The sequence below is a fragment of the Pseudoxanthomonas dokdonensis genome (genome assembly GCF_001431405.1).
GTDB classification, from domain to species: domain Bacteria; phylum Pseudomonadota; class Gammaproteobacteria; order Xanthomonadales; family Xanthomonadaceae; genus Pseudoxanthomonas_A; species Pseudoxanthomonas_A dokdonensis.
Window position 1 is genome coordinate 87,258 of the sequence record NZ_LDJL01000011.1, and the last position, 25,238, is coordinate 112,495.

Sequence of the window (25,238 nt, forward strand, 5' to 3'; positions counted from 1 at the left end):
GCCTCAGTAAACGCGCGGCTTCGGCGGCACCACGTCCACGTCCTTGCTCAACGTGTACATGTGCACCGGTCGATAATCGAAGCTGCACTTGCCGTTCTCGTCGACGTTGACCAGCGTGTGCTTGTGCCAGTTGACGTCGTCGCGATCCGGATAGTCCTCATGCGCATGCGCGCCACGGCTTTCCTTGCGCTGTTCGGCCGAATTGATGGTCGCCACCGCGTTGAGCAGCAGGTTGTTCAACTCGTAGGTCTCGATCAGATCGGAGTTCCAGATCAGCGAACGGTCGCTGACCTTGACGTCCTGGAACGAGGCGAAGATGTCGGCCATCTTGTCGCAGCCTTCCTTCAGCGTCTTGCTGGTGCGGAACACCGCGGCGTCAGCCTGCATCGTCCGCTGCATGCGATCGCGGATCACCGCGGTCGGGGTATCGCCGTTGGCATAGCGGAGCTTGTCCAGGTTGGCCAGCGCCTTGTCACAGGCGTCAGCAGGCAATTGCTTGTGCGGCGCGTTCTTCTTGATGGTCTCGGCGCAGCGGTTGGCCACCGCGCGTCCGAACACCACCAGATCCAGCAGCGAGTTGGATCCCAGGCGGTTGGCGCCGTGCACCGACACGCAGGCTGCTTCGCCGATGGCGTACAGGCCGGGCACCACCGCATCCGGGTTGTCGCCGACCTTGCGTACCACTTCGCCGTGGTAATTGGTCGGGATGCCGCCCATGTTGTAGTGCACGGTCGGCAGCACCGGAATCGGCTGTTTGGTGACGTCGACGCCGGCAAAGATATGCGCGCTCTCGGCGATGCCGGGCAGCTTCTCGTTGATCACTTCCGGTCCCAGGTGGGTCAGGTCGAGCAGGATGTGATCCTTGTGCTCACCGACGCCACGGCCTTCGCGGATTTCAATCGTCATCGAGCGGGCGACCACGTCGCGCGAGGCCAGATCCTTGTAATGCGGTGCGTAGCGTTCCATGAAACGCTCGCCGTTGCTGTTACGCAGGATGCCACCCTCGCCTCGCACGCCTTCGGTGATCAGACAGCCGGCACCGTAGATGCCGGTCGGATGGAACTGTACGAACTCCATGTCCTGCATCGGCAGGCCGGCACGCAGTGCCAGGCCACCGCCGTCACCGGTACAGGTGTGCGCGGAGGTCGCGCTGAAGTAGGCGCGACCGTAGCCGCCGGTCGCCAGCACCACGCCATGGGCGCGGAACAGGTGCAGCGTGCCTTCGGCCATGTCCAGCGCCAGCACGCCACGGCAGACGCCTTCTTCGTCGAAGATCAGATCCAGGGCGAAGTACTCGATCATGAAGCGCGCATCGTGCGCCAGCGACTGCTGGTACAGGGTGTGCAGCATCGCGTGGCCGGTGCGGTCGGCGGCGGCGCAGGTGCGCTGGGCCGGCGGGCCTTCGCCGTACTGGGTGGTCATGCCACCGAACGGACGCTGGTAGATCTTGCCTTCTTCGGTACGGCTGAACGGCACGCCGTAGTGTTCCAGCTCGATGATCGCCGGAATCGCTTCGCGGCACATGTACTCGATGGCGTCCTGATCGCCCAGCCAGTCCGAGCCCTTGATGGTGTCGTAGAAGTGGTAGCGCCAATCGTCCTCGCCCATGTTGCCGAGCGCGGCCGAGATGCCGCCCTGCGCGGCGACCGTGTGCGAACGGGTTGGGAACACCTTGGTGATGCAGACCGTCTGCAGGCCCTTGGCGGCCAGGCCAAACGTGGCACGCAGCCCGGCGCCGCCGGCGCCGACCACGACCATGTCGTATTTATGTTCGGTAATCTTGTAAGCGGACATCTAGTAGGAATCCTGTCGAAGGGCCTGTTGACTCAGGCGATGCCCAGCGCGATGCGGACCACGGCAAAAATGCTGACGATGGCGCCCAGCACGGCGATGAACTTGACCGATGTCTGCAACGCCAGGGCCAGCAGCGAATTGTGGATGTAGTCTTCCAGCACCACCTGCAGACCCAGCTGCGCATGCCAGAACATCGCGACCAGGAAGCCGACCAGCAGGATCGCGTTCCACGGCTTGGCGACGGCGGCGGTGGCGGTGACATAGTCGGCGCCGATCAGCTGCAGCACGAACACCAGGAACCAGATGCTCAGGAACACCAGCGCGGTGGCGGTCAGCCGCTGCAGCACGAAGTGCTCGGTCCCGGTCTTGGCGGCGCCCAGACCGCGGACATTCTTCAATGGGGTACGGAACCTGCTCATGCACCTGCTCCCAGCATCACGTAGGCCCAGACCAGCACGGTGATCACCAGGCTGCCGATCACCGACAGCCAGCTGTTACGCACGAATGCGGAGATGCTGTAACCGTGGCCGAAATCCTGGATCACGTGGCGGATGCCGTTGCACAGGTGGTAGGCGAATGCCCAGGTCCAGGCGAACAGCAGCACCTGTCCGTACCAGGCCGAGGCCAGGCCAAGGAAGCAGTTCCAGGCGTCGGAACCCAGCATCAATGCCAACAGCGCGGCGGCGATGACCAGGGCACCGGCCGACAGTGCGATGCCGGTAGCGCGGTGGAGGATGGAGGTCACCATCTGGATCTGCCATCGGTAGACCTGCAGATGGGGAGAAAGCGGACGTTGTGGTGTCGCCATTCGCTGGGCTCGTTTCTCGGCTGGTGCCGCCGTCGATGACTTCATCATTTGAAGGCACCGGCGACCGCGTTGGCTAAATGCTGATCAGAAATCGATGCAGCGTCCGTTTTTTTCCCAGTCACCGTAGCGGGTCGGCTCGGGACCGTTCCTGCCACCGATTTCGGCGGGTGGCGCGTCGTCCGCTGGCACCTTCTCCCCGGGCAGTGGCTCACCCGTGGATAACGGTGTTTCAGTTTCGGACTCGGGAATGGGAGGTGTTTGGCCTATCATGCAATTCTCGCAACGCACAAATTTTAGTCCTCCCTCCTTTGGCTGACAACCTTTCCCATACCGATTCGCCGCTGCGCACGCTTCCCGGGCATGCCGTGGTCCGCCTGCATGGCCCGGAAGCGACCGTGTTTGCTCAGGCTCAGTTCGCCAATGACGTGACCGCGCTGGCGCCAGGTCACTGGCAATGGAATACCTGGCTGACGCCCAAGGGTCGGGTAATTGCGCTGTTTGCGCTGCTCAAGCTGGCCGAGGACGACATCCTGCTGCTGCTGTTGGACATGCCGGCTGATGAGTTCGTCGTCCAACTGCGGCGCTTCGTGTTCCGGCGCAAGCTGGACATCACCGTACTGCTGGACTGGCAAGTGAATGGTGACAATTCGCCCAGCCAGGCCGGGGGCGCGCGGATCCTGACCCTTGGCGAGGGCCACGAACTGGACATGGGAACCCCGGCACTGCCACGGCGGTTGCGCCTGCAACCGCTCGCCGACGCGGCCGCCGCCGAAGCCGACCATGACTGGCGACGGCAGGATCTGTCACTGGGTGTGCCGCGGCTGGGCCCGGCACAGCGGGAACGCTGGACCCCGCAACAGCTGTCGCTGGATCGCCTGCAGGCGTTCAGCGTCAAGAAGGGCTGCTATCCGGGACAGGAAATCGTCGCCCGCACCCATTTCCTCGGCAAAGCCAAGCGCGGGCTGGTGCTGTTCCAGAGCGTAGCGACCATCGACGAAGACATGCCGGTCAACGTCGGTGAAACACCGGTCGGCGACATCGTCTGCGTGGACAGCAGCGCGTCAGCGGCGCTGGCGCTGGCGGTGATGCCGCGCGAGCAGAAACTGGAAGGCTTGAATGCCGGCGGCCATGACTTGACCGCCCTGCCCTTGCTGGACGGCCTCGCCCGCTGAGCCGGCACCTGGCCGCTGCGTTGCCAGCTAGCGCCGCAGCTGCACTTGCAGCCACTGCACGTAGCTGTCGATGAACTTCTGCAATGCGGTGCGCGTGCGCTCGTCGTTGATCCGGCCTTCGTCGTCGATCAGTCCTTCACTGAACTGGACCAGCGCCTCCGGGGTCGGCATCGTCAACACCCCCATCGCCGCCAGCACGTTGCGCAGGTGCTGCTGCGACAGCGCGCTGGCGGTGCGACCGGGCGAAGCACCGGCGATGGCCGCCAGCTTGCCGCCGAAGGAACTCCTGCCGGCCGGCCGCGAGGCGAAATCAATCGCGTTCTTGAGTACGCCGGGAATCGAATGGTTGTATTCGGGCGTAACGAACAGCAACGCGTCGGCGGCTTCGATGGCCGCCTTGAAGGCGGTGGCAGGCGCCGGGAAATCGGCGTCGTACTCCTGGTTGTAGAGCGGCAGTTCGCCGATTCCGGCCCGGCTGGCCTGGATGCCATCGGGCAGCATGCGTTCGAGTGCCGTGGCCAGTTTGCGATTGATCGACGCCTTGCGCAGGCTGCCGACGATCACGACCAGTTTGATCGGTTCCATGTGCATTGTTCCTTGTGCGAATCAAACCCCAGCATGCCACGGCTGGCGCTGACAATGGCATCAAGCGACACCATTGTTCACCGCGGCACGCACCTGGCGCCAATGCTGCAGCCAAGCCTGGAACATCAGCAGGTTCCACAGGTGGGTATGCCATTTGCGCTGACCCTGCCGGAACTGTCGCAGCAGGCCGCCGACCCGGTCGGCGTCCAGGTAGCCTTGTCGTGCCAGCGTCGCCGGCTCCAGCAAATCGTCAGCCCACTCTTTCAGATCGGCTTGCAGCCAGTCGCCGACCGGCGCGCCGAAGCCCTGTTTGCTGCGGTCGACCAGATCGTCGGGGAGGTAGCGACGCAACACGTTCTTCAGCAGGTACTTGCTGGTGCCGTCACGATATTTGAAATCCATCGGCAGCGACCAGGCAAACTCGGCCACCCGCCAGTCCAGCAACGGGCAACGCGCCTCCAGGCTGACCGCCATGCTGGTGCGGTCGACCTTGCACAGCAGGTCATCGGGCAGGTAGGCCATGAAATCCGCCAGCATCATCGCCTCGTGCTCATGCCCCGGCATGGCCAGTGGCTCGGCATCGCGGTAGATCGACCACGGCTCGACCGCCCCCGGCACCGCGGCGGACGGATCCCGCCAACGTGAAATGCGATTGCGGTAGACGTCACCAATGCCACGGGCATCGACCTCGGCCAGCACCGCCGCCAGGCCACCGGCGCGTGCGGCTTCGCCGCTATAGGGCATGCGCCGGGCCAGCCATCGACGCAGATGTGTTGGCACCCGCTGCAAGCTGCTCCAGTTGCGTACCGCACGCTGGTAGCGGGTGTAGCCGTAGAACAGCTCGTCACCACCATCACCGGACAGCGCCACCGTCACCTGCTGGCGGGCCAGCCGGCACAGCAAGGCCGTCGGCACCTGCGAAGAATCGGCAAATGGCTCGTCGAACATCGACGGCAGCGTCGGCACCACCGCCAATGCATCGGCGCCGCTGACATACAGCTCGGTATGCGCGGTACCCAGATGCGTGGCCACCTGACGCGCGGTCTGCGCTTCGTCGTGATGCGAGCCCTGGAAACCGATAGTGAAACTGCGCACGGGTGGCGCACTCTGTGACTGCATCAACGCGGTGACCAGCGACGAATCGGTACCGCCGGACAGGAACACTCCGACCGGCACATCGGCCACCATGCGCGCGCCGACAGCATCCCGCAGCAGGCCATCAAGTTGTTGCTCGGCCTCGACCGCATCGCCGGCAAAGCCATTGGCGATTGCCTGCTGCATGCGACTACGCGCGCACCAGAAGCGGCGCTGATCGCGGTACGGGTCATGCGCCTGCGGGCCGCGCTGGACATCGGCTGCATCCAGCCGCAGCAATGACCCGGGCATCAGTTTGAAAGCATGCTGGTGGATGCAGTGCGGCGCCGGGATATAGTCCAACCGCAGCAACAAGGTCAGCGCGTCGCGGTTGACGTCATTATCAAATGCCGGGTGCTGCCACAGCGCCTTCAGTTCAGAGCCGAACACCAGATCGGCTCCGGCCCAGCCGTAATACAACGGCTTCTTGCCGACCCTGTCGCGGGCCAGCCACAGACATGCCTGCTGGCGATCCCACAGTGCAATCGCGAACATGCCGTTGAAACGCGTGAGTGCCGCTTCGATGCCCCACTCCACCACTGCGGCCAGCAGCACTTCGGTGTCCGAATGTCCGCGAAAGCCATGACCGAGCGCCGACAATTCCTTACGCAGACTGGCGAAATTGTAGATTTCGCCGTTATAGGCCACCACATAGCGGCTATCTGTCGACGGCATCGGCTGGTGCCCGGCCGCGGACAGGTCGAGGATGCTCAGTCGCTGGTGGGCCAGCGCGATGCCGGCGCCGGCCTCGGCCCAGACACCGGCGTCATCCGGCCCGCGCAGCCGCAGCTGACTGCCCATGCACGCCGCCAGGCCGGCCAGTTCCGCCTGCGGCCGGTCGGCCCGCGCCAGCAATACTCCCGCCAGGCCGCACACCCTAGGGGGCCAGCCGGCCGGCGGCGGCAACGATGTCTTCTTCGCCCGGCAATACCAGGAACGCAGCGCCGGCCAGCGGCGTATAAGTGTCCGCGCCGACCACGCGCGCGAACGGGCGTGCAGCGTAACCACCTTCGGCAATCGCGGTGATGATGCCTTCGCCGACGCCCGCCGAATGCCGGCCCTCGTCAACCACCACGATACGTTTTGCCGTTGCTGCCTGTTCGACAATGAACGCTTCGTTCAACGGCACCAGCCAACGCAGATCGACCACCCGTACCTGCCAACCATGTTGCTGCTGGATGCGCCGTGCCGCGCGCAGACTCATCGGTACGCCATTGCCGTAGCTGAAAATCACCAGATCCTCTGCATCGGCATCGTAGACGCGGCCCTCGCCCAGCACCATCGCCTGATCCGGTGCCGGGTACGGGAACAGCCACTGGCCATCACCGCTGTCGTACAGATCCTTGGTCATGTACAAGGCGATCGGTTCAAGGAAGATGCTGACCCGGCCGTCGACCCTGGCCAGCGCCGCCAGCGTACGCAGCATGGTCGCGGCGTCATCGCCACGCGACGGACAACCGACCACCAGGCCAGGGATGTCTCGCAGCGCGGCAATCGAATTGTCGTTGTGGAAATGGCCGCCAAAGCCACGCTGGTAACCCAGTCCAGCCATCCGCACCAGCATTGGATTGCGGTACTGGTTGTTGCTGAAGAACTGCAGGCTGGCCGCTTCGCCGCGGATCTGATCGCAGGCGTTATGGAAATAGGCCAGGTACTGGATCTCCGGCAGCGGCAGCATGCCCATGTTGGCATAGCCCTGGGCGAGCCCCAGAATCATGGTTTCATCAAGCAGGGTGTTAAACACGCGGGCTGACTTGAATGCTTTCTGCAAGCCCTTGGTAACCGTATACACCCCGCCCTTCTGGGCCACGTCCTCGCCAAACAGCAATGCTTCCGGATACTTGCAGAACAGATCGTGCAAGGCCTGGTTGATCTGGATCGCCAGATGTCGTGGCGGCAGGTTTTCCGGCAGCTTGTCGTCGCCGCCAAACACCTCAAGCCGCTTCTGCGCCGCCGGGGTGCGACAGGCCTCGGCCATCACCGCTGACGGCGTGTACGGCGCCAGTGGCGCAATCACGTCTTCCAGCCGATCCAGCTTGGGCAGCTTGTCGGCGGCCTCGGCGGCGGCGAAACAGCGCGCGCGGATCGACTCGTACAGTGCCAGCAACTGGTCCTTCGAATACAGGCCTGATTGCAGCGCGATGGCGGCCGAACGCAGCAGCGGATCGCTGGCCTCGACCGCGCACAGTTCTTCCAGCGGTCGCCATTCGATTTCAAAATCGGTACCGGCGTGACCCATGATCCGGGTCGTGCGCAGATGCAGGAAGGTCGGCCGCCGGCGCTGCCGGCAATGTTCGACCGCGGCCTGCACCTGGGCATAGCCGGTGGCCAGATCGAGGCCATCGGCGGTGAAATAATCGAGATCGGCGCGCTGCGAGAAATTGCGTTCGATCCAGCCGCCCGGCGTCTTCACCGAGATGCCAATGCCGTTGTCCTCACAGACGAACAGCACCGGCGCCGGCAGCTTCTGGTAGGCGGTCCACGCCGCCGCGTTGAACGCGGTCTGGGCGGTGGCATGATTGCTGGAGGCATCGCCGAACGAGCAGATCACGATGCTGTCGTCCGCTATCGGCAGCGGATGGCCGATACGCTTGCCCTGTTCGATGGCGACCGCGGTACCCAGTGCCTTTGGCAGATGCGAGGCGATCGTCGATGTCTGCGGCAGCACCCACAACGGTTTGCTGCCCCAGACTTTGTGGCGGCCACCAGAGGCCGGGTCGGCGGCGCTGGCGGCGAATGACATCGCCGAATCCATGACCGGATCCATGTCCAGCAACTTGCGGAAACGCTCGGCCATGAACGCACCGCTGCGGTAATGCAGGAATGCCGGATCGGTATGCCGGGTCAGCCGCGCCACCATCGCATTGCCTTCGTGGCCTGAGCTGCCGATGGTGTAGAAGACCTTGTTCTGCACCCGCAGCACCCGCGCCATCAGATCCAGATGGCGCGATATCAGCTGCGATTCCATCAATTCGGCAAAGCCCTGTCGATCCAGTGCGCTGCCAGGCAAGATCGGCGCATCCGCATCAGCGCTGCCGGCGATCGGGCCTTGCCACTGATTGACGAACTCGATGAAGTTCTGGTCGCAGATCTCGGCGCGGTTCAGGCCACGCATGCGAGCGGGAATTGGCTGAGTAATCATGTTGTGCACTTTAGCTGGATATCGGAATCAAGTGGCAGATAAATGGGCAGCGAGCCAAGCACTGCCCGCGTACGCAGGGATGAAGCCAGCGTGTGTTATGCATGCATAACAGCGCTTCTTTACTTGTTATGACCATGTCGGCTGCCTACGATATTCCTAACCACACAGCACTGATTGACATCGCGAAGCGGCGTCGGCTTCAACAAATTGTCAAGCAGCGTCCCCTCGGACAAGCGCATCCAGAAAATCAATAAAAGCCTGGTCTGTTCCCGTCAAGCGAAGAATGGGGAGCACGGCCTTCGAACCATTACTGCTATTTGTGAAAATAACGGCCCCTGAGCCTGTGTCCGGCGAAAAATACGCGAAGGTAAAGGTCCCATCGTCGGACCCGGTGTGCATGAAGTACCGGGCATCATCAATGACAAACAGCTCCCAGCCCAATGCCATACCAGCGAGTGCAGGACAGCGATCCTTTGCCATGCTCTTGCATAGATCTGCTTTTCTGTCAGTTTGAATCCTTGACCGGTCGGCAGAGAGTGGACTGATTTCGCGCTGTGCGCGGATGACACCTGAAATAAACTGCGCATAGTCGCTTGCTGACGAGAAAACATTATCGGACGCCACAGCGCTATTACTTATCTGCGGCGCAAGTTCCTTGCCCTGGGCATCGTGCGGGTACGCGATGCGACCATCCAGCCATGGCTGTTCAGTATAAGTTGTCTGGCGCATGCCGTTAGGAGAAAAGACAAGACGATCGGCCCAGTAATCAATCGGGTGCTTGGTCTTGTTTAAAATGAAGTGCGCCAGGTACTCATAACCCTCACCTGAGTAGCCAAAGGATTGGCCTGGATCGCGCTCGAAGGCAAGCCTGCCATTTCTCCAGTTGGGAAATCCCGTCTTGTGCGCCAACGCAATTCGAGGCGTGAGCAGGTTTCGTCGTGGATCGCTGGATATGTCTGGATCCGTCCAGAATTCGCTCATGTTCTCATCCAATGAGATCTTGCCGACAGCAGCAAGCTGTAGCGCAACCTCGGCAGAGATCGGCTTGCTGAGAGAGGCGATGTTGTACAGCGTTGCCGGGGTCGCCGCCACGCCTTTTTTTGCTTGTCCCCAAGCGCCTGCGAAACTCGGAATTCCGTTTTCAATAAGCGCTAACGAAACACTCGTCACATCGTTCTTATTGATGATGTCATCGATATCCGTTGAACGCATGGCATGCACATCCGATGTCTGGACAGCACTCGCACGATGACCAAAGCTCAAACTGCGTGTTATTTCCCATTTTCCATTCAAATTTCGCCACACCATGACGAAATCCGCCTCTCCATCACATCTGTTGGTACCGTTCTGACAGAAGCGATGGACTCCCGTTTCAATCGCACCGAAGTCCTTTATCGGTGAAACCTTGAAGGTTCCTTCAATCAGAACGCGCGTATACTTTCCACAAGCATACTTTTTGGTGTTTGCGAGCATCGCCTCACGACTCCAGGTGACGCCACCATTGTCGTGGTAAAACTCCACATCACTTGCAAAGTACGACGCGTGCCTTGCAAGTTCAGCGTCGTCTGCACACTTATTGAATGAGTCAAATAGCGCCTGGTCGAGATGGTGAATCGTTTCCCTCAAATGCGCGTCGTCATTCGACTCCGCCATCGCAGTGCAGGGCAAACTGAAAATAACCGATAAAATGAAGGACGCTACGACCTCTGGTTTCCGTTTCATTCAATTGCCTTGATAGCCAAAGGAAGAGCCTAACATTGAGTTCTGGTCGCAGATCCCGGCGCGGTTCGGGTCACCCATGCGGGCGGGAATGGTGGAACTCATCAATGGTCATCCTGTTGGCTGGCGGCCAGGCGTCGCGCTACCTCGGCGTCCACCGCTGGCAGGGCGACAAAACCCGGGGTCTGGCGCACCCGCAGCAGCCAATCGCGCACATGGGGAAAAGGTTGCAGATCGACGCCACCGTCGCCGGCGCAATGGCTATAGGCGAACAGCGCGATGTCGGCGATGCCGTAGTGTTTGCCGCTGAACCAGTCGGCCTGGCGCAGATGGGTTTCCATCACCGCCAGTGCCTGAGCCGATTGCGCACGCAGGCGTGGCAGTTCCGCCCGGCGAGGCGAATCCAACGGCGTCCAGCCGCTGATGAAACGCGCCACCGCGACATACGGCTCGTGGCTGTATTGCTCGAAGAACATCCAGCTCAGCATCTGCGCCCGTTGCCAGGGATCATCGGGCAGCAGTGCGCTGCCCTCGGCCAGCCAATGCAGGATGGCGTTGGATTCAACCAGGCGGCGACCGTCGCTGGTTTCCAGCATCGGCACCTTGCCGTTGGGATTGCGGGCCAGGTAATCGGCGGTGTGGGTGGCGCCATTGGCGCTGTCGACCTCATGCCATTGGTAGTCGCGTCCCAGCTGTTCCAGCAGCAAGCGGACTTTGTAGCAGTTGCCCGACGTGGACATGCCGTAAATGCTGACCTGTGCTGCTTCCATCAGTTGGTTCTCCGGCGCTGCCGCCACGTTGTCATGTCAGCCAAGTGCCTGCTTGCGCGCCAGCCACTGGGGGCGGGTCTGGCCCCAGATTTCCACCGGCTGTTCGTGGTGGGGCTCGGGTAACGCGCCCATCCGCAGGTAGTCCGAACCCAGCTTGCGCGCCACTGCCTTGGAGTTGTGGTTGTCCGGCGCGATGGTATGGATGACCTCTTCCCAGCCCAGGGCTTCGAATGCCCAGTCCATCGCCGCGCTGGCGGCTTCCGGCGCGTAGCCCTTGCCCCAATGCTGGCGGGCAACGCCCCAGCCGACTTCGGTGCCCGGCCATTCGGCTGGCTGCCAGGGACCAATCCGCCCGACCCACTGGCCGCTGGCTTTTTCGATCACCGAGAACATCGCGAAACCCTGCATCGCCCAACTGCCGATCTGGCTGGTCAATGACCGCCACGCCGGCGACCGTGCCTGCACGCCGCCAATAAAGCGGGTCGCCTCTTCGTCGGCCATGAATGCCGCCATGGCATCCAGATCCTGCGCCTGCGGGATGCGCAACAGCAGGCGTGGGGTTTCCAGTGTGATCTCGGGCAGGTTCATCGGCTGCGCTCATCCATGCGTGGCAACGGTCAGAATGCGTTGATGCCGGTCAATTCGCGGCCGATCACCAGTTGATGCACGGTTTCGGTGCCCTCGTAAGTGATCACCGATTCCAGGTTGAGGCCGTGGCGGATGGCCGCATGCTCGGTGGTGATGCCGGCCGCACCCAGCAGATCGCGGCATTCGCGGGCGATGTCGATCGCCATGCGGCAATTGTTCCACTTGGCCAGTGACACCTGCTGCGGCTGCATCTGGCCGGCGTCCTTCAGACGGCCCAGCTGCAACACCAGCAATTGCGCCAGAGTGATGCGGCGGGCCATCTCGGCCAGCTTGATCTGCGCACTCTGGGTCGCCGCCACCGGGCGATCGAACAGGATCCGTTCCTTCGAATAATTCAGTGCTTCATCCAGGCAGGCGATGGCCGCGCCAATCGGCCCCCAGGTGATGCCGTAGCGGGCCTGGGTCAGGCAGCCCAGCGGACCCTTCAGGCCTTTGACGTTGGGCAGGCGGTTGCTGTCCGGCACCCGCACGTTGTCGAAGAACAACGAGCTGGTGACCGACGCACGCAGGCTCATCTTGTGCTTGATTTCCTGGGCACTGAAGCCGGCCATGCCTTTTTCGACGATGAAGCCCTGGATGCCGTCGTCGGTCTGTGCCCAGACAATGGCGATGTCGGCCAGATTGCCGTTGGTGATCCACATCTTGGAACCGTTGATCACCCAGTCATCGCCATCGCGACGGGCGTGGGTCTTCATGTTGGCCGGATCCGAGCCGCCATGCGGTTCGGTCAGGCCGAAGCAGCCGATGACCTTGCCCGCGGCCATCTCCGGCAACCAGCGCTGGCGCTGTTCTTCGCTGCCGTAAGCGAAAATCGGGTACATGCACAGCGACGACTGCACGCTGACGAAGCTGCGGATACCGGAGTCGCCGCGTTCAAGCTCCTGGCAGATCAAGCCGTAGCTGACCGCATTGAGGCCAGCGCAACCGTACTCCTCGGGCAGGGACGAGCCCAGCAATCCCATCGAGGCGATTTCGGCGACCAGCTCGGCCGGGAAGCGCGCCTGATCGAACGCGTCGCCGATGATCGGCCGCACCCGTTCGTCGGTGAAACGGGCCACGGTGTCCTGCACCGCGCGCTCTTCTTCACTCAGCAGCGAACGGACATCAAACAGATCATACGGTTGCAGGGCCATGCAGCTTTCATCCGGTCAGGAACAACCGCTGATTGTATGCGCCGGCCGCGCTGCCGGTAACCCCTTGGCAATTGCCCCGCAACGCAACAAAAAAGCCGGCTTGCGCCGGCTTCTCTGTTTGCTTCATCGGTCGCTCAACCGTTGCTGGTCTTGCTGGCCGAAGCGGTCTGGGTGACCACCTTGCCGTCGATGACCGGCAGCCGGTCGCCCGGCTTCTCGTCCAGACGCACGGTGTTCTCCTGCCCATCGAAACGATAGGTGACGTCATAGCCGACCACGGTGTCGACATTGCCCATCGGGATGCGGCTGCCGGGCTTCTTGTCGGTACGCATGGTGCCGGTGCTGCCGTCATCGTTGCGGTAGGTGACGTTGTAGCCGGTCACTCGCGAAGACTCGGAAGTCGCGTTCTCGGTATGGCACTGGCGTTCGGTACGGCTGACCACCTGACCACCCACATGGCGCTTGTCGACCTGGTTGCCGATCAGGCCACCGGCCGCGGCGCCGGCCACCGTCGCGGCCTTGCGACCGTTGCCGCCACCGACCTGATTGCCAAGCAGGCCGCCGATCACGGCACCGGCCACGGTGCCGCCGGCGTTACCGTCGCGCTCGGGCAGGCGCTCCTGCACCACCACGTCCTCACAGACCTGGTGCGGGGTGGTGCTGGTGGTGGTTTCACGCACCGGCTCGGTGCCGATCACGGTCGCATAGCGGGTTTCGGCCTTGGTGACGGGGTCGACCTTGACCACATCGGCGTATTCAAGACCGCGCGGCTTGATCGCATCTTCGTTTGCGGCCCCGTCCAGCAGACTGCCATCCTGGGTCATGGCCGGCGTGTCAGTCAGCTGATTGGCGCTGGAATTGCCGTCCTTGAGGAATGCCGCGGTGGCCACGCCTCCGACCAGCAACGCGCCTACGGCAACCAGAATCGTCGTGGTGTTGCTTTTCATTGCAGTTCTCCCTGGGGTTTTCGAACCCATGCTTACGATCTATGTGACATTCCACCACCGCGAAGCTGAACAAGACCCCCTTTTGCCCAGACCAAGGCTGCTGTTCCGTGAACACCGTGGCGAAAACGTCCCCATGTTAGGTTTGTCCGACTCCATTGTCCCGGCTCACCGATGAGTAACCCAATCCTGCTCCCATTTCTGAACTGGGCCCGCAAACTGCGCTACCCCACCCTGTTCAAGATCACCGCCGCGCTGTTCCTGCTGGATCTGGTGATACCGGACGCGGTTCCGTTGGCCGATGAAATTCTGCTTGGACTGGGCACGCTGCTGCTGGCCAACTGGAAATCGCGCAAGGATCCGCCGGCGATCAAGTCACCGCCACGCTGACTGGCCCGGCATGCAGCTGATCGACAGCCACTGCCATCTGGATGCCAGCGAATTCGATCCTGATCGCGGCGAGGTCATCGCCCGGGCAAGGGCGGCTGGCGTGGGTCAGCAAATCGTGCCCGCCATCAATGCCCGCGGCTGGCCGGGACTGCGCGACCTCTGCACCGCCGGGGCCGGATTGCACCCGGCCTATGGGCTGCATCCGATGTTCCTGGCCGACCACCGGCCATCCGATCTGGACGATCTGAAGCAGTGGCTGCGGAGCGGGCAAGCCGTCGCGGTCGGCGAATGCGGGCTGGATTTCTACATCGAGGATCTGGACCGGCGCCAGCAGCACTACTACTTCGATGCCCAGTTGCGGCTGGCACGGGAGTTCAATCTTCCGGTCATCGTCCACGCACGGCGGGCGGTCGAGGCGGTCATCGTCGCCATCAAGCGGATCGGTGGCCTGCGCGGCGTGGTCCACAGCTTTGCCGGCAGTCCCGAACAAGCCCGGCAACTGTGGGACCTGGGCTTCATGCTCGGCCTTGGCGGTCCGGTCAGCTACCCGCGCGCGCAGCGACTGCGGCGACTGGTCGCGGACATGCCGCTGGAATACCTGTTGCTGGAAACCGACGCCCCTGACCAGCCCGACGCCGGCATTCGTGGCCAACGCAACGAGCCGGCGCGGCTGGCGACGATTGCCGCGACCATCGCCGGACTTCGCGGCGAAACGGTCGAGCACGTGGCCGCGGTCACCACCCGCAACGCTATGCGTCTGTTTGCGCTGCCGGTGCTGCCGGACGCGGCTTGAGCAGCAGTTCCAGCGCCTTGCCGACCATGGCGAAGGCAAAGGTGCCGGTGATGTGGGTGGCAGCGCCCAGACCGACGCCACAATCCAGCTTGAGCGCGGCATCGGCACCGAGCTGCGGGCGTAGTCCACAGACGCTGCCATCGGCCTGCGGATACTTGACGTTCTCCAGCGAATAGACCGCCTGCACCGAGAAATAACGGCCAGGGTTGCGCGGGAAGTTGAAATCGGAGCGCAGCTTCTTGCGCACCAGTGCCAGCAGCGCGTCGTGCTCGGTCCGCGACAGATCCCGCAACCGGATCTGGGTTGGATCGGTGCGCCCGCCGGCGGAACCGGAAACGATGATCGGCAGCTTGCGGCGGCGGCACCAGGCAATCATCTCGACTTTGACCCGGAAGCTGTCGCAGGCATCGAGGACCAGGTCAAAACCACGGTCAAGCAGGGCTTGCATGTTGGCCACGGTCAGGAATTCAGCGACCGCATCGACCTCGATCAGGGGATTGATGGCGCGGCAGCGCTCGGCCATCGCCTGGGCCTTGTTGCGTCCGTACATCCCTTCCAGGGCCGGCAGCTGGCGGTTGGTATTGGAGACACAGATGTCATCGGCGTCGATCAAGGTGAGATGGCCAACACCGGACCGCGCCAGCGCCTCGACCACCCAGGAGCCGACCCCACCCATGCCCACCACCGCCACCCTGGCCCCGGCATAGCGCGATACCGCGCCTGACCCGTACAACCGGTCGATGCCGGCAAAGCGGTCACGCAAGGCTGGCTGCAGTTCGTTACTTTTCATCACATATATTGTAGCCGTGGCAAATCCGGCGATGGGCGTCGTACCATGAAACGCTCAATTCCCGTGGAGCCAGTTCGCCGTGACCAGCCAAGCCCCGAAAAGCGACGCATCGAAAAGCAACGCCTCGCGTTATCTGTTCCTGTTCCTGATCGGACTGGTGGTCGGCGCGGTGGCGACGGTGATGATCGTGCGCACCCTGCAGGCGCGGCAGGATCACTTTCCGACCGCGGTGATGCAGGTGATGGCCAAGCACAATGGCCTGCTCGCCGAGACCGTGCAGCAGAACCGCTGCGCCGCCACCGATACCGCACCGCAGGTCCGCGCTCTGCGCACGATGGCCAACGATCTGGAGCCGGCCTTCCCCGGTTACGCCGATGACGCGCGATTCGTGCAGCATGCCAGCCAGTTCCGCGCCAAGCTGGACGCCGCCATTGCCAACCCGCCGACCGACTGCAGCGCCGCCGCGGCACTGGCCAATGACGTCAAGGAAAGCTGCAAGGCCTGCCACCAGGATTTCCGCGGCTAAGCACCCTCATCCGTAGAGCGGAGCTTGCTCCGCTGCAGCCGTACGAACAGCAGCATCCTCGATAGCCCCTTCGCAGCGGAGCAAGCTCCGCTCTACGGGGATCATTCAGGCTATTGGCTGGTCTTTTCATCACGTTCACATAGTTCTGCACAGGATGCTTTCACCAGGTCCGTGACCGGACCGTCCTGAAGTGAACACGTCGAGGAGACACGCATGAAAACCGCTCTACTGGCTTTGGGCATTACCGCCATCGCGACACTGGCCGGCTGCGCCAGCACCTCGCCCGGCTACGGCAGCAGCTATGGCAGCCAGGGCAGCTACCCCTCTTCTTCCAGCAGCAGTGCCTACTGCGCCGATTGCGGCATTGTCGAGGACATCCGCACCGTGCCCGGCAGCGGCACGCCGTCGGCGACCGGCGCCATCCTCGGCGGCATCGTCGGTGCCGTGGCCGGTCGCGAAATCTCCCAGCAGACCGGCGGCAGCGACGGCAACAAGAACATCTCGACGGTGGCCGGCGCGGCGGCCGGCGCGGTCGCAGGCAACGCGATACAGAAGCGCACCACCGGCGATACCTACGACATCACCGTGCGCATGGATGATGGCCGCCGCATCACCGTCAACCAGCATGATCTGGGCGGCATCCGCGAGAATACCTACGTGCGGGTACAGAACGGCAAGGTGGTTCTACGCTGAGTCGTTGCGCCCGGGGTAAAACAAAAGAAGCCCGGTTCTACCGGGCTTCTTGTTGTGCAGTTGAACTGGGCACATCCAGTGAACGTGCCTGGCTCGGACCATGCAGCCGTTACATCGGCTCCACAGCGTCGGCCTGCAGGCCTTTCTGGCCCTGGACGACGGTGAACGTTACCTTCTGGCCTTCCTTGAGGCTCTTGAACCCCTGGCTCTGGATGGCTCGGAAGTGGACGAATACATCTTCACCATTTTCACGACTGATAAAGCCAAACCCTTTCGCATCGTTGAACCATTTGACGGTTCCTGTTTCACGATCAGACATCGACTTGCTCCTTGGATCAGGTGGTGGATACGTCACGCAGGACGGCTGGTTGCAAGGAGGAAGCGAGGGACAAGCAGTACAGTGATGTTCAGGGATCATCGTTCTCTACCGCATCAGGCCACGATTCACGGTGACTTGACAAACACAGCGGCTGCACGTTAACCCGAGAAATGTGAAATTGCAAACAGTTCACGTCACGTTTATAAACAGCCAAGCTGTTGATTGCCTAGGAGAATTAGTTGGATACCCAGTCGCTGTACTACGTTCTAGCGGTGATTCTGATGCTGGCCGGGCTGGCCGGCGTAGTACTTCCGGCACTTCCCGGACTGCCACTGGTGTTCATTGGCATGCTGCTGGCGGCCTGGGCCGGCGACTTCCAGCAGGTCGGCTGGGTCACGCTGGTGGTGCTGGGCCTGCTGACGGTGCTCTCGGTCGCGGTCGATATCTTCGCCACGGTCGTGGGCGCACAGCGGGTCGGTGCCAGCCGCAAGGCGCTGCTGGGCGCCGCAGTCGGCACCCTGGTCGGTTTGTTCTTTGGCCCCATCGGGCTGTTCGCCGGGCCCTTCTTCGGCGCATTGCTGGGTGAGTTGTGGCACCAGCCTGCGTTGGGCAAGGCTACCCGCGTCGGAGTTGGCACCTGGCTGGGGATTGTCCTGGGCGTGGTCCTGAAGCTGGGGCTGGCCTTCGCCATGCTCGGCCTGTTTATAGTGGCGTGGTTTTTCTGAGGCTGGCGTGCCCGATCAGCTGTCCAGTGAACTCTTTTCCAACAAGGTATCCATGAAAACGACTTTCGCCCTGACGCCGCTTGCGGTCCTGATTCCCCTGCTGGCCGCTTCCGCCGCCGCGGCGCAGGAAGTGCAACCGATGCCGTCGACACCCGAGGCCTGCATGGCGGTCGAATCCAACGCCGCACGCCTGGCCTGCTACGACGCCGCAGTCGGTCGCCAGGCACACAACACCGAGCTGGCCGACGCCCAGGCCGCCGCCGCCAAGCAGGCGCTGGATGAAAGTCGCGTTGCCGACTCGACTGCAAAGGAAAGCGCCCTGCAGAAGGGTCGCCGCAAGCTGGGGGCGGTATACGGCGTCGACGACCCGATGCTGGAGGAAGCGGTCGCCAACGCCGGCAAGGGTTCGCTGCTGGACAGCCGTTGGGAGCTGGCGCGTGACTCCAAACTGGGCGTGTTCCAGATGCGCGGCTACAAGCCGGTGTACCTGCTGCCGGCATTCTGGACCAGTGACAAGAACGAGATGCCGCAGTCGCCCAACCCCAACAACACGGTCACCGAGGCGCAGCCGCTGACCAGCGTCGAGGCCAAGTTCCAGCTCAGCTTCAAGACCAAGTTCGTCGAGAACATTTTTGGCGACAATGGTGATCTGTGGGGCGCCTACACCCAGAGTTCGCGCTGGCAGGTCTACAACGGTGACATCTCGCGACCGTTCCGCGAAACCAACTACGAACCGGAAGTGATGCTGGTGTTCCGCAACAGCTACCACATCGGTGGCTGGAACGGCCGCATGACCGGCATCAGCCTGGTCCATCAGTCCAATGGCCGCAGCGACCCGCTGTCGCGCAGCTGGAACCGGGCGATCCTGAGTTTCGGCCTGGACCGCGACAACTGGGCCTTCGTCGCCCGGCCCTGGTATCGCTTCGATGAAGACAGCAGCGATGACAACAATCCCGACATCGAGGATTACGTCGGCCGTGGCGACGCGATGCTGACCTACAGCAAGGATGGCCATGAATTCACAGTCCTCGGCCGCCATTCCCTGCGTGGCGGCGATCGCTCGCATGGCGCGCTGCAGTTCGATTACGGCTTCCCGATCAGCCGCCAGTTGCGCGGCCACCTGCAGTTGTTCCATGGCTACGGCGAGAGCCTGATCGACTACAACCACAAGGCCACCTACCTCGGCCTGGGCGTGTCGCTGCTGGAATGGTACTGATGGACGAGGTGACGATTTACCACAACCCGTCCTGCAGCAAGTCGCGGCAGACCCTGCAGCTGTTGCGGGAGCATGGCATCGAACCGTGCATCATCCACTATCTGCAAGCGCCGCCGTCGGTGCCGACGCTGCGGGCCCTGCTGGCCGGCATGCAACTGCCGGCACGCGAACTGCTGCGCAGCGGCGAGGACGAATACCGGACGCTGGGGCTGGACGACCCGCAGCTGGATGACGACGACTTGCTGGACGCCATGCAACGGCATCCGCGGTTGATCAACCGCCCGATCGTGGTCACCAGCCGGGGCGCCCGCCTGTGCCGGCCACCGGAGCGGGTGCTGGAACTGCTTTGACCTACTCGCCGGCGCGACTGGCGGCGGGGCCTCAGGTCCAGTCGGTCAGGCCTTCGCGGCGATAGGTTTCCTTGAAACTGGGCATCGCTTTCATCGCGTCGGCGTGCGCCTTCAGTACCGGCCAGCTGTCAGTGGGGCGTGGCATGTTGCGCGACCAGCGCATCAACATGGTCAGCATGAAATCGGCCGCGCTCGACTTTTCGCCCAACAGGTACGGCCCATTGACCTGCAGGTGGTCGGCGACCTGCTGCCAGCCGGCTTCCAGTTTCAATCGCGCCTGTTCGCGGCTGGCCTCGCGCTGGGCCGGGCCAGCCGGCTCGTCCGGATAGAACCAGGCGCGATAGGCCGGCTGCAGGGTGTTGGCCATGAACAACATCCAGCGGTAGTACTGCGACCGTTGCAACGACCCCAATGGCGGCGCCAGCGCCGCTTCCGGGAACAGATCGGCCAGGTGCATGACGATGGCGGCAGCTTCGGTCATCACCTGCCCGTCCAGCACCAGCGTCGGCACTACCCCGGCCGGATTGAGGGCGAGGTAACCCGGGGCCTTCTGCTCGCGCTTTTCGAAATCCAGCACGGTCAAGTCATGCGGTACCTGCAGTTCGATGAGCAGCCAGTGCACCACCAGGCCGGCGGTACTGAAGGAGGTATACAGGGTCGCGCTCATGGGTCGGGTCTCGTCGGGTGGGATGTCAGCGATGCATCATCGGCTTGCGCCGCGGGCCAGCGCCAGCAGCGCGTCATGGTGGTGCACATGTATACCGTTGCCGGACTGGCGGCAGAGCTCGACCAATGCCTCGGCCACTGTCTGGGCGGGGATTGCACGGTAATCGCGCAACGGGCCGAGCAGCAGGCCGTTGTACAGCCGCGACAGGCGCTGGCCGAGCTGTTCGCCGCCGCGTGGCTGGCTGCGATGGCCGAGCAGCAGGCTCGGACGCAGGATGTCGATACGCTGGAAGCCGACCTGCCCCAGCTCCTGTTCCATGCGCCCCTTGACCCGCAGGTAGAAGCTGCGCGAACGCGGCGATGCGCCGACCGAGGACATCACCACCGCGTGCCGCGCACCATGCTGGTGGGCCAACCGCGCCAGCCGCAGGACCAGTTCCAGATCCACGGCCTCGAATGCCTGCCGCGAGCCGGCGGCCTTGAGCGTGGTACCCAGGCAGCAGGCGAACACATCCAGACGGGCCTGCCCCTGTTGCAACCATTGCTCGACATAACGTTGGCCGGCCGTGCTCGGCAGATCGCAACGGATGCCGCGCAGGCGTGGATGCCGTAGTCCGGTCTCGCGGCGGACCGGCGACCAGATATCGAATCCCGCCGATTGCGCGCGGGCCAGCAGGCCGGGCATCGCCAGCCCACCGACCAGTCCGGTGGCGCCGGCAAACAACACATCGGCCGTGGCCTGCCTTGATTCATCCATGAGATCCCGCTCCTCCGGTCAGACCGCTTCCACCACCACCGGAATCTTGCCGATGCGCGCCTGCCACTCGCGCGGCCCGGTCTTGTGCACCGACTCGCCGCTGGAATCGACCGCCACCGTCACCGGCATGTCCTGCACCGTGAATTCATAGATGGCTTCCATGCCCAGATCGGCAAAGCCGACCACCCTGGCCGCCTTGATCGCCTTGGACACCAGGTAAGCGGCGCCGCCGACGGCCATCAGGTATGCCGACTTGTGCTTCTTGATCGCCTCAATCGCCATTGGGCCGCGTTCGGCCTTGCCGACCATCCCCAGCAGCCCGGTCTGCGCCAGTACCTGTTCGGTGAACTTGTCCATGCGGGTGGCAGTGGTCGGGCCAGCCGGGCCGACCACCTCATCGCGGACCGGATCGACCGGACCGACGTAGTAAATGAACCGACCGCGCAAATCCACCGGCAACGGCTCGCCCTTGTTGAGCATGTCGACCATCCGCTTGTGGGCGGCGTCGCGCCCGGTCAGCAGCTTGCCATTGAGCAGCAGGGTCTGGCCCGGCTTCCAGCTGGCGACCTGCTCGGGGGTGATGCTGTCGAGATCGACGCGGGTACCCTTGCTGGCGTCATAGGTCAGCGTCGGCCAGTCTTCCAGCGAGGGCGGATCCAGCATCACCGCGCCACTGCCATCGAGGGTGAAATGGGCGTGGCGGGTCGCGGCGCAGTTGGGAATCATCGCCACCGGCAGGTTGGCCGCGTGGGTCGGGAAATCCTTGACCTTGATGTCGAGCACGGTGGTCAGGCCACCCAGGCCCTGGGCACCGATGCCGAGCGCGTTGACCTTGTCGTACAGTTCAAGGCGCAGTTCTTCGGCGCGGTTGCGGGGACCACGGGCCTGCAGTTCGGTGATGTCGATCGGCTCCATCAGCGATTCCTTGGCCAGCAGCATCGCCTTCTCGGCGGTGCCGCCGATACCGATGCCGAGCATGCCCGGCGGGCACCAGCCCGCGCCCATCGTCGGCACCGTCCTGAGTACCCAGTCGACGATGGAATCGGATGGGTTGAGCATGGCGAACTTGGACTTGGCTTCGGAACCGCCCCCCTTGGCAGCGACGATCACATCGACCTTGTTGCCGGGTACGATCTTGACGTTGACCACGCCCGGGGTGTTGTCGCGGGTGTTCTGGCGTTTGCCGGCCGGGTCGGCCAGCACGCTGGCCCGCAGTTTGTTGTCGGGATGGTTGTAGGCGCGGCGCACGCCTTCATTGGCCATGTCCTCCACGCTCATGCTGGCGTCGTCCCAGCGCACGTCCATGCCGATTTCCAGGAACACGGTGACGATGCCGGTGTCCTGGCAGATCGGCCGATGGCCTTCGGCACACATCCGTGAATTGATCAGGATCTGGGCGATTGCGTCCTTGGCCGCCACCGATTCCTCGCGCTCGTAAGCCGCGGCCAGGCTCTTGATGTAGTCCACCGGGTGGTAGTAGCTGATGTACTGCAGTGCATCGGCAATGGACTGGATCAGATCTTCCTGTCTGATGGAAACCGGCTGGCGGTTGGAAAAGGCATCGGTGGCATTCGAACTGGCGTGGCTCACGGCGGGCATCGGGCTGGCGGAGGGGACGCCTATTGTAATTCCAATGCCCGCCGCGCTGGTTCCAGCGCCGACGCCCGCATGCCCGGCCGGCCGGATTTGGCGATCCGCCGGGCTGCCAGCACAATGGCGCGGATGGAAACCACCATCCTGGTCCTGGACCTCGTCGGCACCTTCGTCTTCGCGCTTTCCGGCGGCACCCTCGGCGTGCGCCACCGGCTGGATCTGTTCGGCGTGCTGGTGGTTTCGTTCGCCGCCGCCAGTGTCGGCGGCATCATGCGCGACATCCTCATCCACGCCCTGCCGCCGGCCGCACTCAGCGACTGGCGCTATGCCAGCGTGTCGCTGGTCGCCGGGGTCGTGGCGTTCTACTGGAGCCCGCTGATCGAACGCCTGCAATACCCGGTGCGAATGTTCGACGCGCTCGGCTTGGCCCTGTTCGCGGTCGCTGGCACCCAGAAAGCGCTGGACGCCGGCATGCCACCGGCAGCGGCCGCCGGCCTGGGCATGCTGACCGGGATCGGCGGCGGCATTGCCCGCGACATTCTGCTGGCCCAGGTCCCGCAGGTGCTGCGCGCGGAGCTGTACGCGGTGGCGGCGCTGGCCGGCGCCAGCATGGTCGCGCTCGGCCACGTGCTGGGACTGCCGGCGCAACCGGTGGCTTACGCAGGCATGGTCGTCTGTTTCGGCCTGCGGATGATGGCCCTGCGCCATGGCTGGCACCTGCCGGTGGCATTGCAGTCGCAGGCCGGTGAAAGCGAGGATCTCGACAGCAAGGTCGGCCCCGGACCGGTGCGCAAGCCGGTCATCCGCCGGCGCCGGCGGCGCTGACAGCCTATTGCGCAGGCGGACAAGTGCGGGCCTCGTCGAAGGCAACCGCTTTGTTCCAGCTTGCTGTCGCCGCTGCCTGGCTAAGGCTCGAGTTCGCGCACGCGCAGCAGCCTTGAACTGCGCGGTGGCGAGGTTCGCGCCCGGATTGCCGCAAGCGCATCGGGCTGGACAGTTGCAGTTGCGGTGGTCGCCAGCAGCGGCCCGACTGCGACACTGCTGCCGCTCGTGCGTGGGCCGCGCGGTGGTATCAACGGCTGCGCACCGCGCACGGCAATCGGTTGCCTCGGCGAGCTGAAGTATCCGGGCTGCAGCAGGTCCACCGCATCCGGGCAGTCAAGAAACGCATATCCGCGTCCACTGACGATATCGGTTACCCGCGAATAGGACAGGCGCACGGCGTCCATCCGCTGCACGACCGTGGCTGCTGGCGCGGCCTGCTTCAATGCCAGCTGGCAGGCCGCGACCATCGGCGCTGCCTGCGAAGTCCCGCCGAACACCGAGGTGCCGCCAGCGAGGCCGACCGAGGTCACCATCGCGCCGGCGGCATACAGTGCAGTGGTGGCGCTGCGGTTGCTGAAACAGGCCGGCTGGCGCGGCGCGCGCGAGGCTTCGGTACAGCCCAGCAGAGTCGCCGGACCGGCGTTGACATCCCAGGCCGCGGCGACCCCCAGCACGTTGCTCAGGCAGGCCGGCGCCGACATCGCGTTGGCGCTGCCCTGGTTGCCAGCCGACGCGACCACCACCGCTCCCAGCTCGGTCAAGCGATCCACCGCGGACTTGAGCGCGCGCGTGGAGGAGCGGCTGTTGTCGCAACTGCCGGCATACAGATCCCAGCTGCCGAGGCTGAGGTTGACGACATCGACGTCGGGATGATGACTGGCCAGCCAGTCCAGCGCCGCGACCACGTCCGACGAACAGCAGAAGTTGTTCTGGCGGTCCAGCACCTTGACCGCGACCAGCTGCGCCGCCGGCACGGCGCCACGCGGCGCCACCCTGCCCTGGCCGACGATGATCCCGGCCACGTTGCTGCCATGGCCATTGTCGTCCTCGGCCGCGCCCTTGCCTGACTGGCTGGTCAATCCATTCGGGCAGCAGCCGCGGTCGCCGTCGGCAAGCGAGCAGAAGCACTGCTCATCCAGCAGTTGCGCGGCGATGTCCGGGTGATCACTGTCGACGCCGGTGTCGATGACCGCCACTTTCATGCCACGGCCATCCAGGCTGGCCGGCTGCAGCAGGCTGACCCCATTGACGACCGAAGATTCGTCCGGCGCGACCGAGGCGCCGGTGCCGCCACGGTCCAGGTCGACGCCGAGCACGCGGGGATTGCGCCGTAATCGTTGCAGCGCCTGAGCATCCACGTCCATCACCAGCGCGGGCACCTGCGCGAAACTGCGGCGCACGCGATAGCCACCGCGCGGCAAGGTCGAAAGCAGTGCGTCCCGGTCCTGGCTGACCCGGCGGGCCCGCTGCTTCGCCGCCAGCGCCAGTCCGCCGGCCGGCAGGGATGTCGCCGACATGGATGGCACGCGGTTGCCGGCGGTGGAATCCAGCATCACCATCACCCGCGCCCTGCCGTGCTGCTGGACCGCCATCTGCGCCTGCGGCGACACCGGGTCCGCCCATGCCGTCGCCATCGCGACCATCAGGCCCAGACCCCAGATCATCTTGATAACGCGATGCACGCATCCCCCGTGTTACATCGTTCGAACTACGTGGAATTAGTAGCGGTTCCCACCATATCTGTCA

26 protein-coding genes and 1 pseudogene are annotated in these 25,238 nt (G+C 63.8%); 9 read left to right on the top strand and 18 right to left on the bottom strand.

Going from position 1 to position 25,238, the window contains the following annotated elements; genetic code table 11:
- Window positions 1-3 precede the first annotated feature (3 nt).
- The 4 genes from sdhA to ABB29_RS16780 all read right to left on the bottom strand — a co-directional run bounded on the left by sdhA (window position 4) and on the right by ABB29_RS16780 (window position 2,872).
- Window positions 4-1,794, bottom strand: a complete 1,791-nt coding sequence (gene sdhA / locus ABB29_RS10070; RefSeq protein ID WP_057658659.1) for a succinate dehydrogenase flavoprotein subunit — start codon at window positions 1,792-1,794, stop codon at window positions 4-6.
- 32 nt (window positions 1,795-1,826) lie between these two features.
- On the bottom strand, window positions 1,827-2,213 hold the full coding sequence (gene sdhD, locus ABB29_RS10075) for a succinate dehydrogenase, hydrophobic membrane anchor protein (protein ID WP_057658661.1): 387 nt from the start codon (window positions 2,211-2,213) through the stop codon (window positions 1,827-1,829).
- The gene (sdhC, locus tag ABB29_RS10080) at window positions 2,210-2,602 is read right to left on the bottom strand and encodes a succinate dehydrogenase, cytochrome b556 subunit (protein ID WP_057658663.1); all 393 of its coding nucleotides are present in this window, start codon (window positions 2,600-2,602) and stop codon (window positions 2,210-2,212) included. The genes sdhD and sdhC overlap by 4 nt, the downstream gene beginning before the upstream one ends.
- Before the next feature lie 84 nt (window positions 2,603-2,686).
- Window positions 2,687-2,872 (bottom strand): DUF1674 domain-containing protein, encoded by a 186-nt coding sequence (locus tag ABB29_RS16780; protein ID WP_083487771.1) that lies wholly within the window; start codon window positions 2,870-2,872, stop codon window positions 2,687-2,689.
- A 38-nt stretch (window positions 2,873-2,910) separates the two neighbouring features.
- Here ABB29_RS16780 and ygfZ point away from each other — a divergent pair, with 38 nt between their 5' ends.
- Window positions 2,911-3,774 (top strand): CAF17-like 4Fe-4S cluster assembly/insertion protein YgfZ, encoded by an 864-nt coding sequence (gene ygfZ / locus ABB29_RS10085; RefSeq protein WP_057658665.1) that lies wholly within the window; start codon window positions 2,911-2,913, stop codon window positions 3,772-3,774.
- 27 nt (window positions 3,775-3,801) lie between these two features.
- Here the strand turns inward: ygfZ and ABB29_RS10090 are convergent, their stop codons facing one another.
- The 8 genes from ABB29_RS10090 to ABB29_RS10125 all read right to left on the bottom strand — a co-directional run bounded on the left by ABB29_RS10090 (window position 3,802) and on the right by ABB29_RS10125 (window position 13,852).
- Entirely contained in the window at window positions 3,802-4,359 is a 558-nt protein-coding gene (locus ABB29_RS10090) for an NADPH-dependent FMN reductase (RefSeq protein ID WP_057658667.1), read from the bottom strand.
- A 60-nt stretch (window positions 4,360-4,419) separates the two neighbouring features.
- A complete protein-coding gene (gene asnB, locus ABB29_RS10095) occupies window positions 4,420-6,369 on the bottom strand; it encodes an asparagine synthase (glutamine-hydrolyzing) (protein ID WP_057658669.1) in 1,950 nt (649 codons plus the stop codon).
- Window position 6,370: 1 nt separating this feature from the next.
- A complete protein-coding gene (locus ABB29_RS10100; protein WP_057658671.1) occupies window positions 6,371-8,635 on the bottom strand; it encodes a thiamine pyrophosphate-dependent enzyme in 2,265 nt (754 codons plus the stop codon).
- A gap of 210 nt (window positions 8,636-8,845) precedes the next feature.
- Window positions 8,846-10,357 carry a serine hydrolase domain-containing protein gene (locus ABB29_RS10105; RefSeq protein WP_057658673.1) on the bottom strand — a complete coding sequence of 504 codons (1,512 nt, stop codon included), beginning with the start codon at window positions 10,355-10,357 and terminating at the stop codon, window positions 8,846-8,848.
- A gap of 101 nt (window positions 10,358-10,458) precedes the next feature.
- On the bottom strand, window positions 10,459-11,124 hold the full coding sequence (locus ABB29_RS10110; protein WP_057658675.1) for a glutathione S-transferase family protein: 666 nt from the start codon (window positions 11,122-11,124) through the stop codon (window positions 10,459-10,461).
- 36 nt (window positions 11,125-11,160) lie between these two features.
- Entirely contained in the window at window positions 11,161-11,712 is a 552-nt protein-coding gene (locus tag ABB29_RS10115) for a GNAT family N-acetyltransferase (protein WP_057658677.1), read from the bottom strand.
- Between the two features lie 29 nt (window positions 11,713-11,741).
- Complete coding sequence (locus tag ABB29_RS10120) at window positions 11,742-12,905, bottom strand: acyl-CoA dehydrogenase family protein (RefSeq protein WP_057658678.1); 1,164 nt, start codon at window positions 12,903-12,905, stop codon at window positions 11,742-11,744.
- A 134-nt stretch (window positions 12,906-13,039) separates the two neighbouring features.
- Window positions 13,040-13,852 (bottom strand): glycine zipper 2TM domain-containing protein, encoded by an 813-nt coding sequence (locus ABB29_RS10125; RefSeq protein WP_057658679.1) that lies wholly within the window; start codon window positions 13,850-13,852, stop codon window positions 13,040-13,042.
- Window positions 13,853-14,023: 171 nt separating this feature from the next.
- On the opposite strand from ABB29_RS10125, the gene ABB29_RS10130 reads away from it, so the two are divergent.
- Window positions 14,024-14,239, top strand: a complete 216-nt coding sequence (locus ABB29_RS10130) for a DUF6116 family protein (RefSeq protein ID WP_057658681.1) — start codon at window positions 14,024-14,026, stop codon at window positions 14,237-14,239.
- Between the two features lie 10 nt (window positions 14,240-14,249).
- On the top strand, window positions 14,250-15,032 hold the full coding sequence (locus ABB29_RS10135; RefSeq protein WP_057658683.1) for a TatD family hydrolase: 783 nt from the start codon (window positions 14,250-14,252) through the stop codon (window positions 15,030-15,032).
- Here the strand turns inward: ABB29_RS10135 and ABB29_RS10140 are convergent.
- Window positions 14,989-15,822 (bottom strand): tRNA threonylcarbamoyladenosine dehydratase, encoded by an 834-nt coding sequence (locus ABB29_RS10140; RefSeq protein ID WP_425414753.1) that lies wholly within the window; start codon window positions 15,820-15,822, stop codon window positions 14,989-14,991. The genes ABB29_RS10135 and ABB29_RS10140 overlap by 44 nt on opposite strands.
- A gap of 79 nt (window positions 15,823-15,901) precedes the next feature.
- Here ABB29_RS10140 and ABB29_RS10145 point away from each other — a divergent pair, with 79 nt between their 5' ends.
- Together ABB29_RS10145 and ABB29_RS10150 are read left to right on the top strand one after the other, a co-directional pair.
- Window positions 15,902-16,348 carry a cytochrome c gene (locus ABB29_RS10145; RefSeq protein WP_057658685.1) on the top strand — a complete coding sequence of 149 codons (447 nt, stop codon included), beginning with the start codon at window positions 15,902-15,904 and terminating at the stop codon, window positions 16,346-16,348.
- A 213-nt stretch (window positions 16,349-16,561) separates the two neighbouring features.
- On the top strand, window positions 16,562-17,041 hold the full coding sequence (locus tag ABB29_RS10150; protein ID WP_057658687.1) for a glycine zipper 2TM domain-containing protein: 480 nt from the start codon (window positions 16,562-16,564) through the stop codon (window positions 17,039-17,041).
- Between the two features lie 109 nt (window positions 17,042-17,150).
- Here ABB29_RS10150 and ABB29_RS10155 read toward each other — a convergent pair whose 3' ends face one another.
- Window positions 17,151-17,360, bottom strand: a complete 210-nt coding sequence (locus ABB29_RS10155) for a cold-shock protein (protein WP_057658689.1) — start codon at window positions 17,358-17,360, stop codon at window positions 17,151-17,153.
- Between the two features lie 239 nt (window positions 17,361-17,599).
- On the opposite strand from ABB29_RS10155, the gene ABB29_RS10160 reads away from it, so the two are divergent.
- Genes ABB29_RS10160 through arsC form a run of 3 tightly spaced genes read left to right on the top strand, consistent with a single transcriptional unit; the run spans window position 17,600 to window position 19,651 of the window.
- Window positions 17,600-18,085, top strand: coding sequence for a DUF456 domain-containing protein (locus ABB29_RS10160; RefSeq protein ID WP_057658690.1), 486 nt, complete (start codon window positions 17,600-17,602; stop codon window positions 18,083-18,085).
- Window positions 18,086-18,137: 52 nt separating this feature from the next.
- Window positions 18,138-19,301 (top strand): phospholipase A, encoded by a 1,164-nt coding sequence (locus ABB29_RS10165; RefSeq protein ID WP_057658692.1) that lies wholly within the window; start codon window positions 18,138-18,140, stop codon window positions 19,299-19,301.
- Window positions 19,301-19,651 carry an arsenate reductase (glutaredoxin) gene (gene arsC, locus ABB29_RS10170; RefSeq protein ID WP_057658694.1) on the top strand — a complete coding sequence of 117 codons (351 nt, stop codon included), beginning with the start codon at window positions 19,301-19,303 and terminating at the stop codon, window positions 19,649-19,651. The genes ABB29_RS10165 and arsC overlap by 1 nt, the downstream gene beginning before the upstream one ends.
- A gap of 31 nt (window positions 19,652-19,682) precedes the next feature.
- Here the strand turns inward: arsC and ABB29_RS10175 are convergent, their stop codons facing one another.
- Genes ABB29_RS10175 through ABB29_RS10185 form a run of 3 tightly spaced genes read right to left on the bottom strand, consistent with a single transcriptional unit; the run spans window position 19,683 to window position 22,664 of the window.
- The gene (locus tag ABB29_RS10175) at window positions 19,683-20,318 is read right to left on the bottom strand and encodes a glutathione S-transferase family protein (protein WP_057658696.1); all 636 of its coding nucleotides are present in this window, start codon (window positions 20,316-20,318) and stop codon (window positions 19,683-19,685) included.
- A 36-nt stretch (window positions 20,319-20,354) separates the two neighbouring features.
- Window positions 20,355-21,074: a Rossmann-fold NAD(P)-binding domain-containing protein gene (locus ABB29_RS10180; protein ID WP_057658698.1), complete on the bottom strand. Its 720-nt coding sequence runs from the start codon at window positions 21,072-21,074 to the stop codon at window positions 20,355-20,357.
- Between the two features lie 18 nt (window positions 21,075-21,092).
- A complete protein-coding gene (locus tag ABB29_RS10185) occupies window positions 21,093-22,664 on the bottom strand; it encodes a fumarate hydratase (RefSeq protein WP_057659417.1) in 1,572 nt (523 codons plus the stop codon).
- A 132-nt stretch (window positions 22,665-22,796) separates the two neighbouring features.
- On the opposite strand from ABB29_RS10185, the pseudogene ABB29_RS10190 reads away from it, so the two are divergent.
- Window positions 22,797-23,396 (top strand): annotated as a pseudogene (locus tag ABB29_RS10190) (trimeric intracellular cation channel family protein); the annotation flags it as partial.
- Window positions 23,397-23,572: 176 nt separating this feature from the next.
- Here ABB29_RS10190 and ABB29_RS10195 read toward each other — a convergent pair.
- The gene (locus tag ABB29_RS10195; protein WP_157062600.1) at window positions 23,573-25,174 is read right to left on the bottom strand and encodes a S8 family peptidase; all 1,602 of its coding nucleotides are present in this window, start codon (window positions 25,172-25,174) and stop codon (window positions 23,573-23,575) included.
- Between the last annotated feature and the right edge of the window lie 64 nt (window positions 25,175-25,238).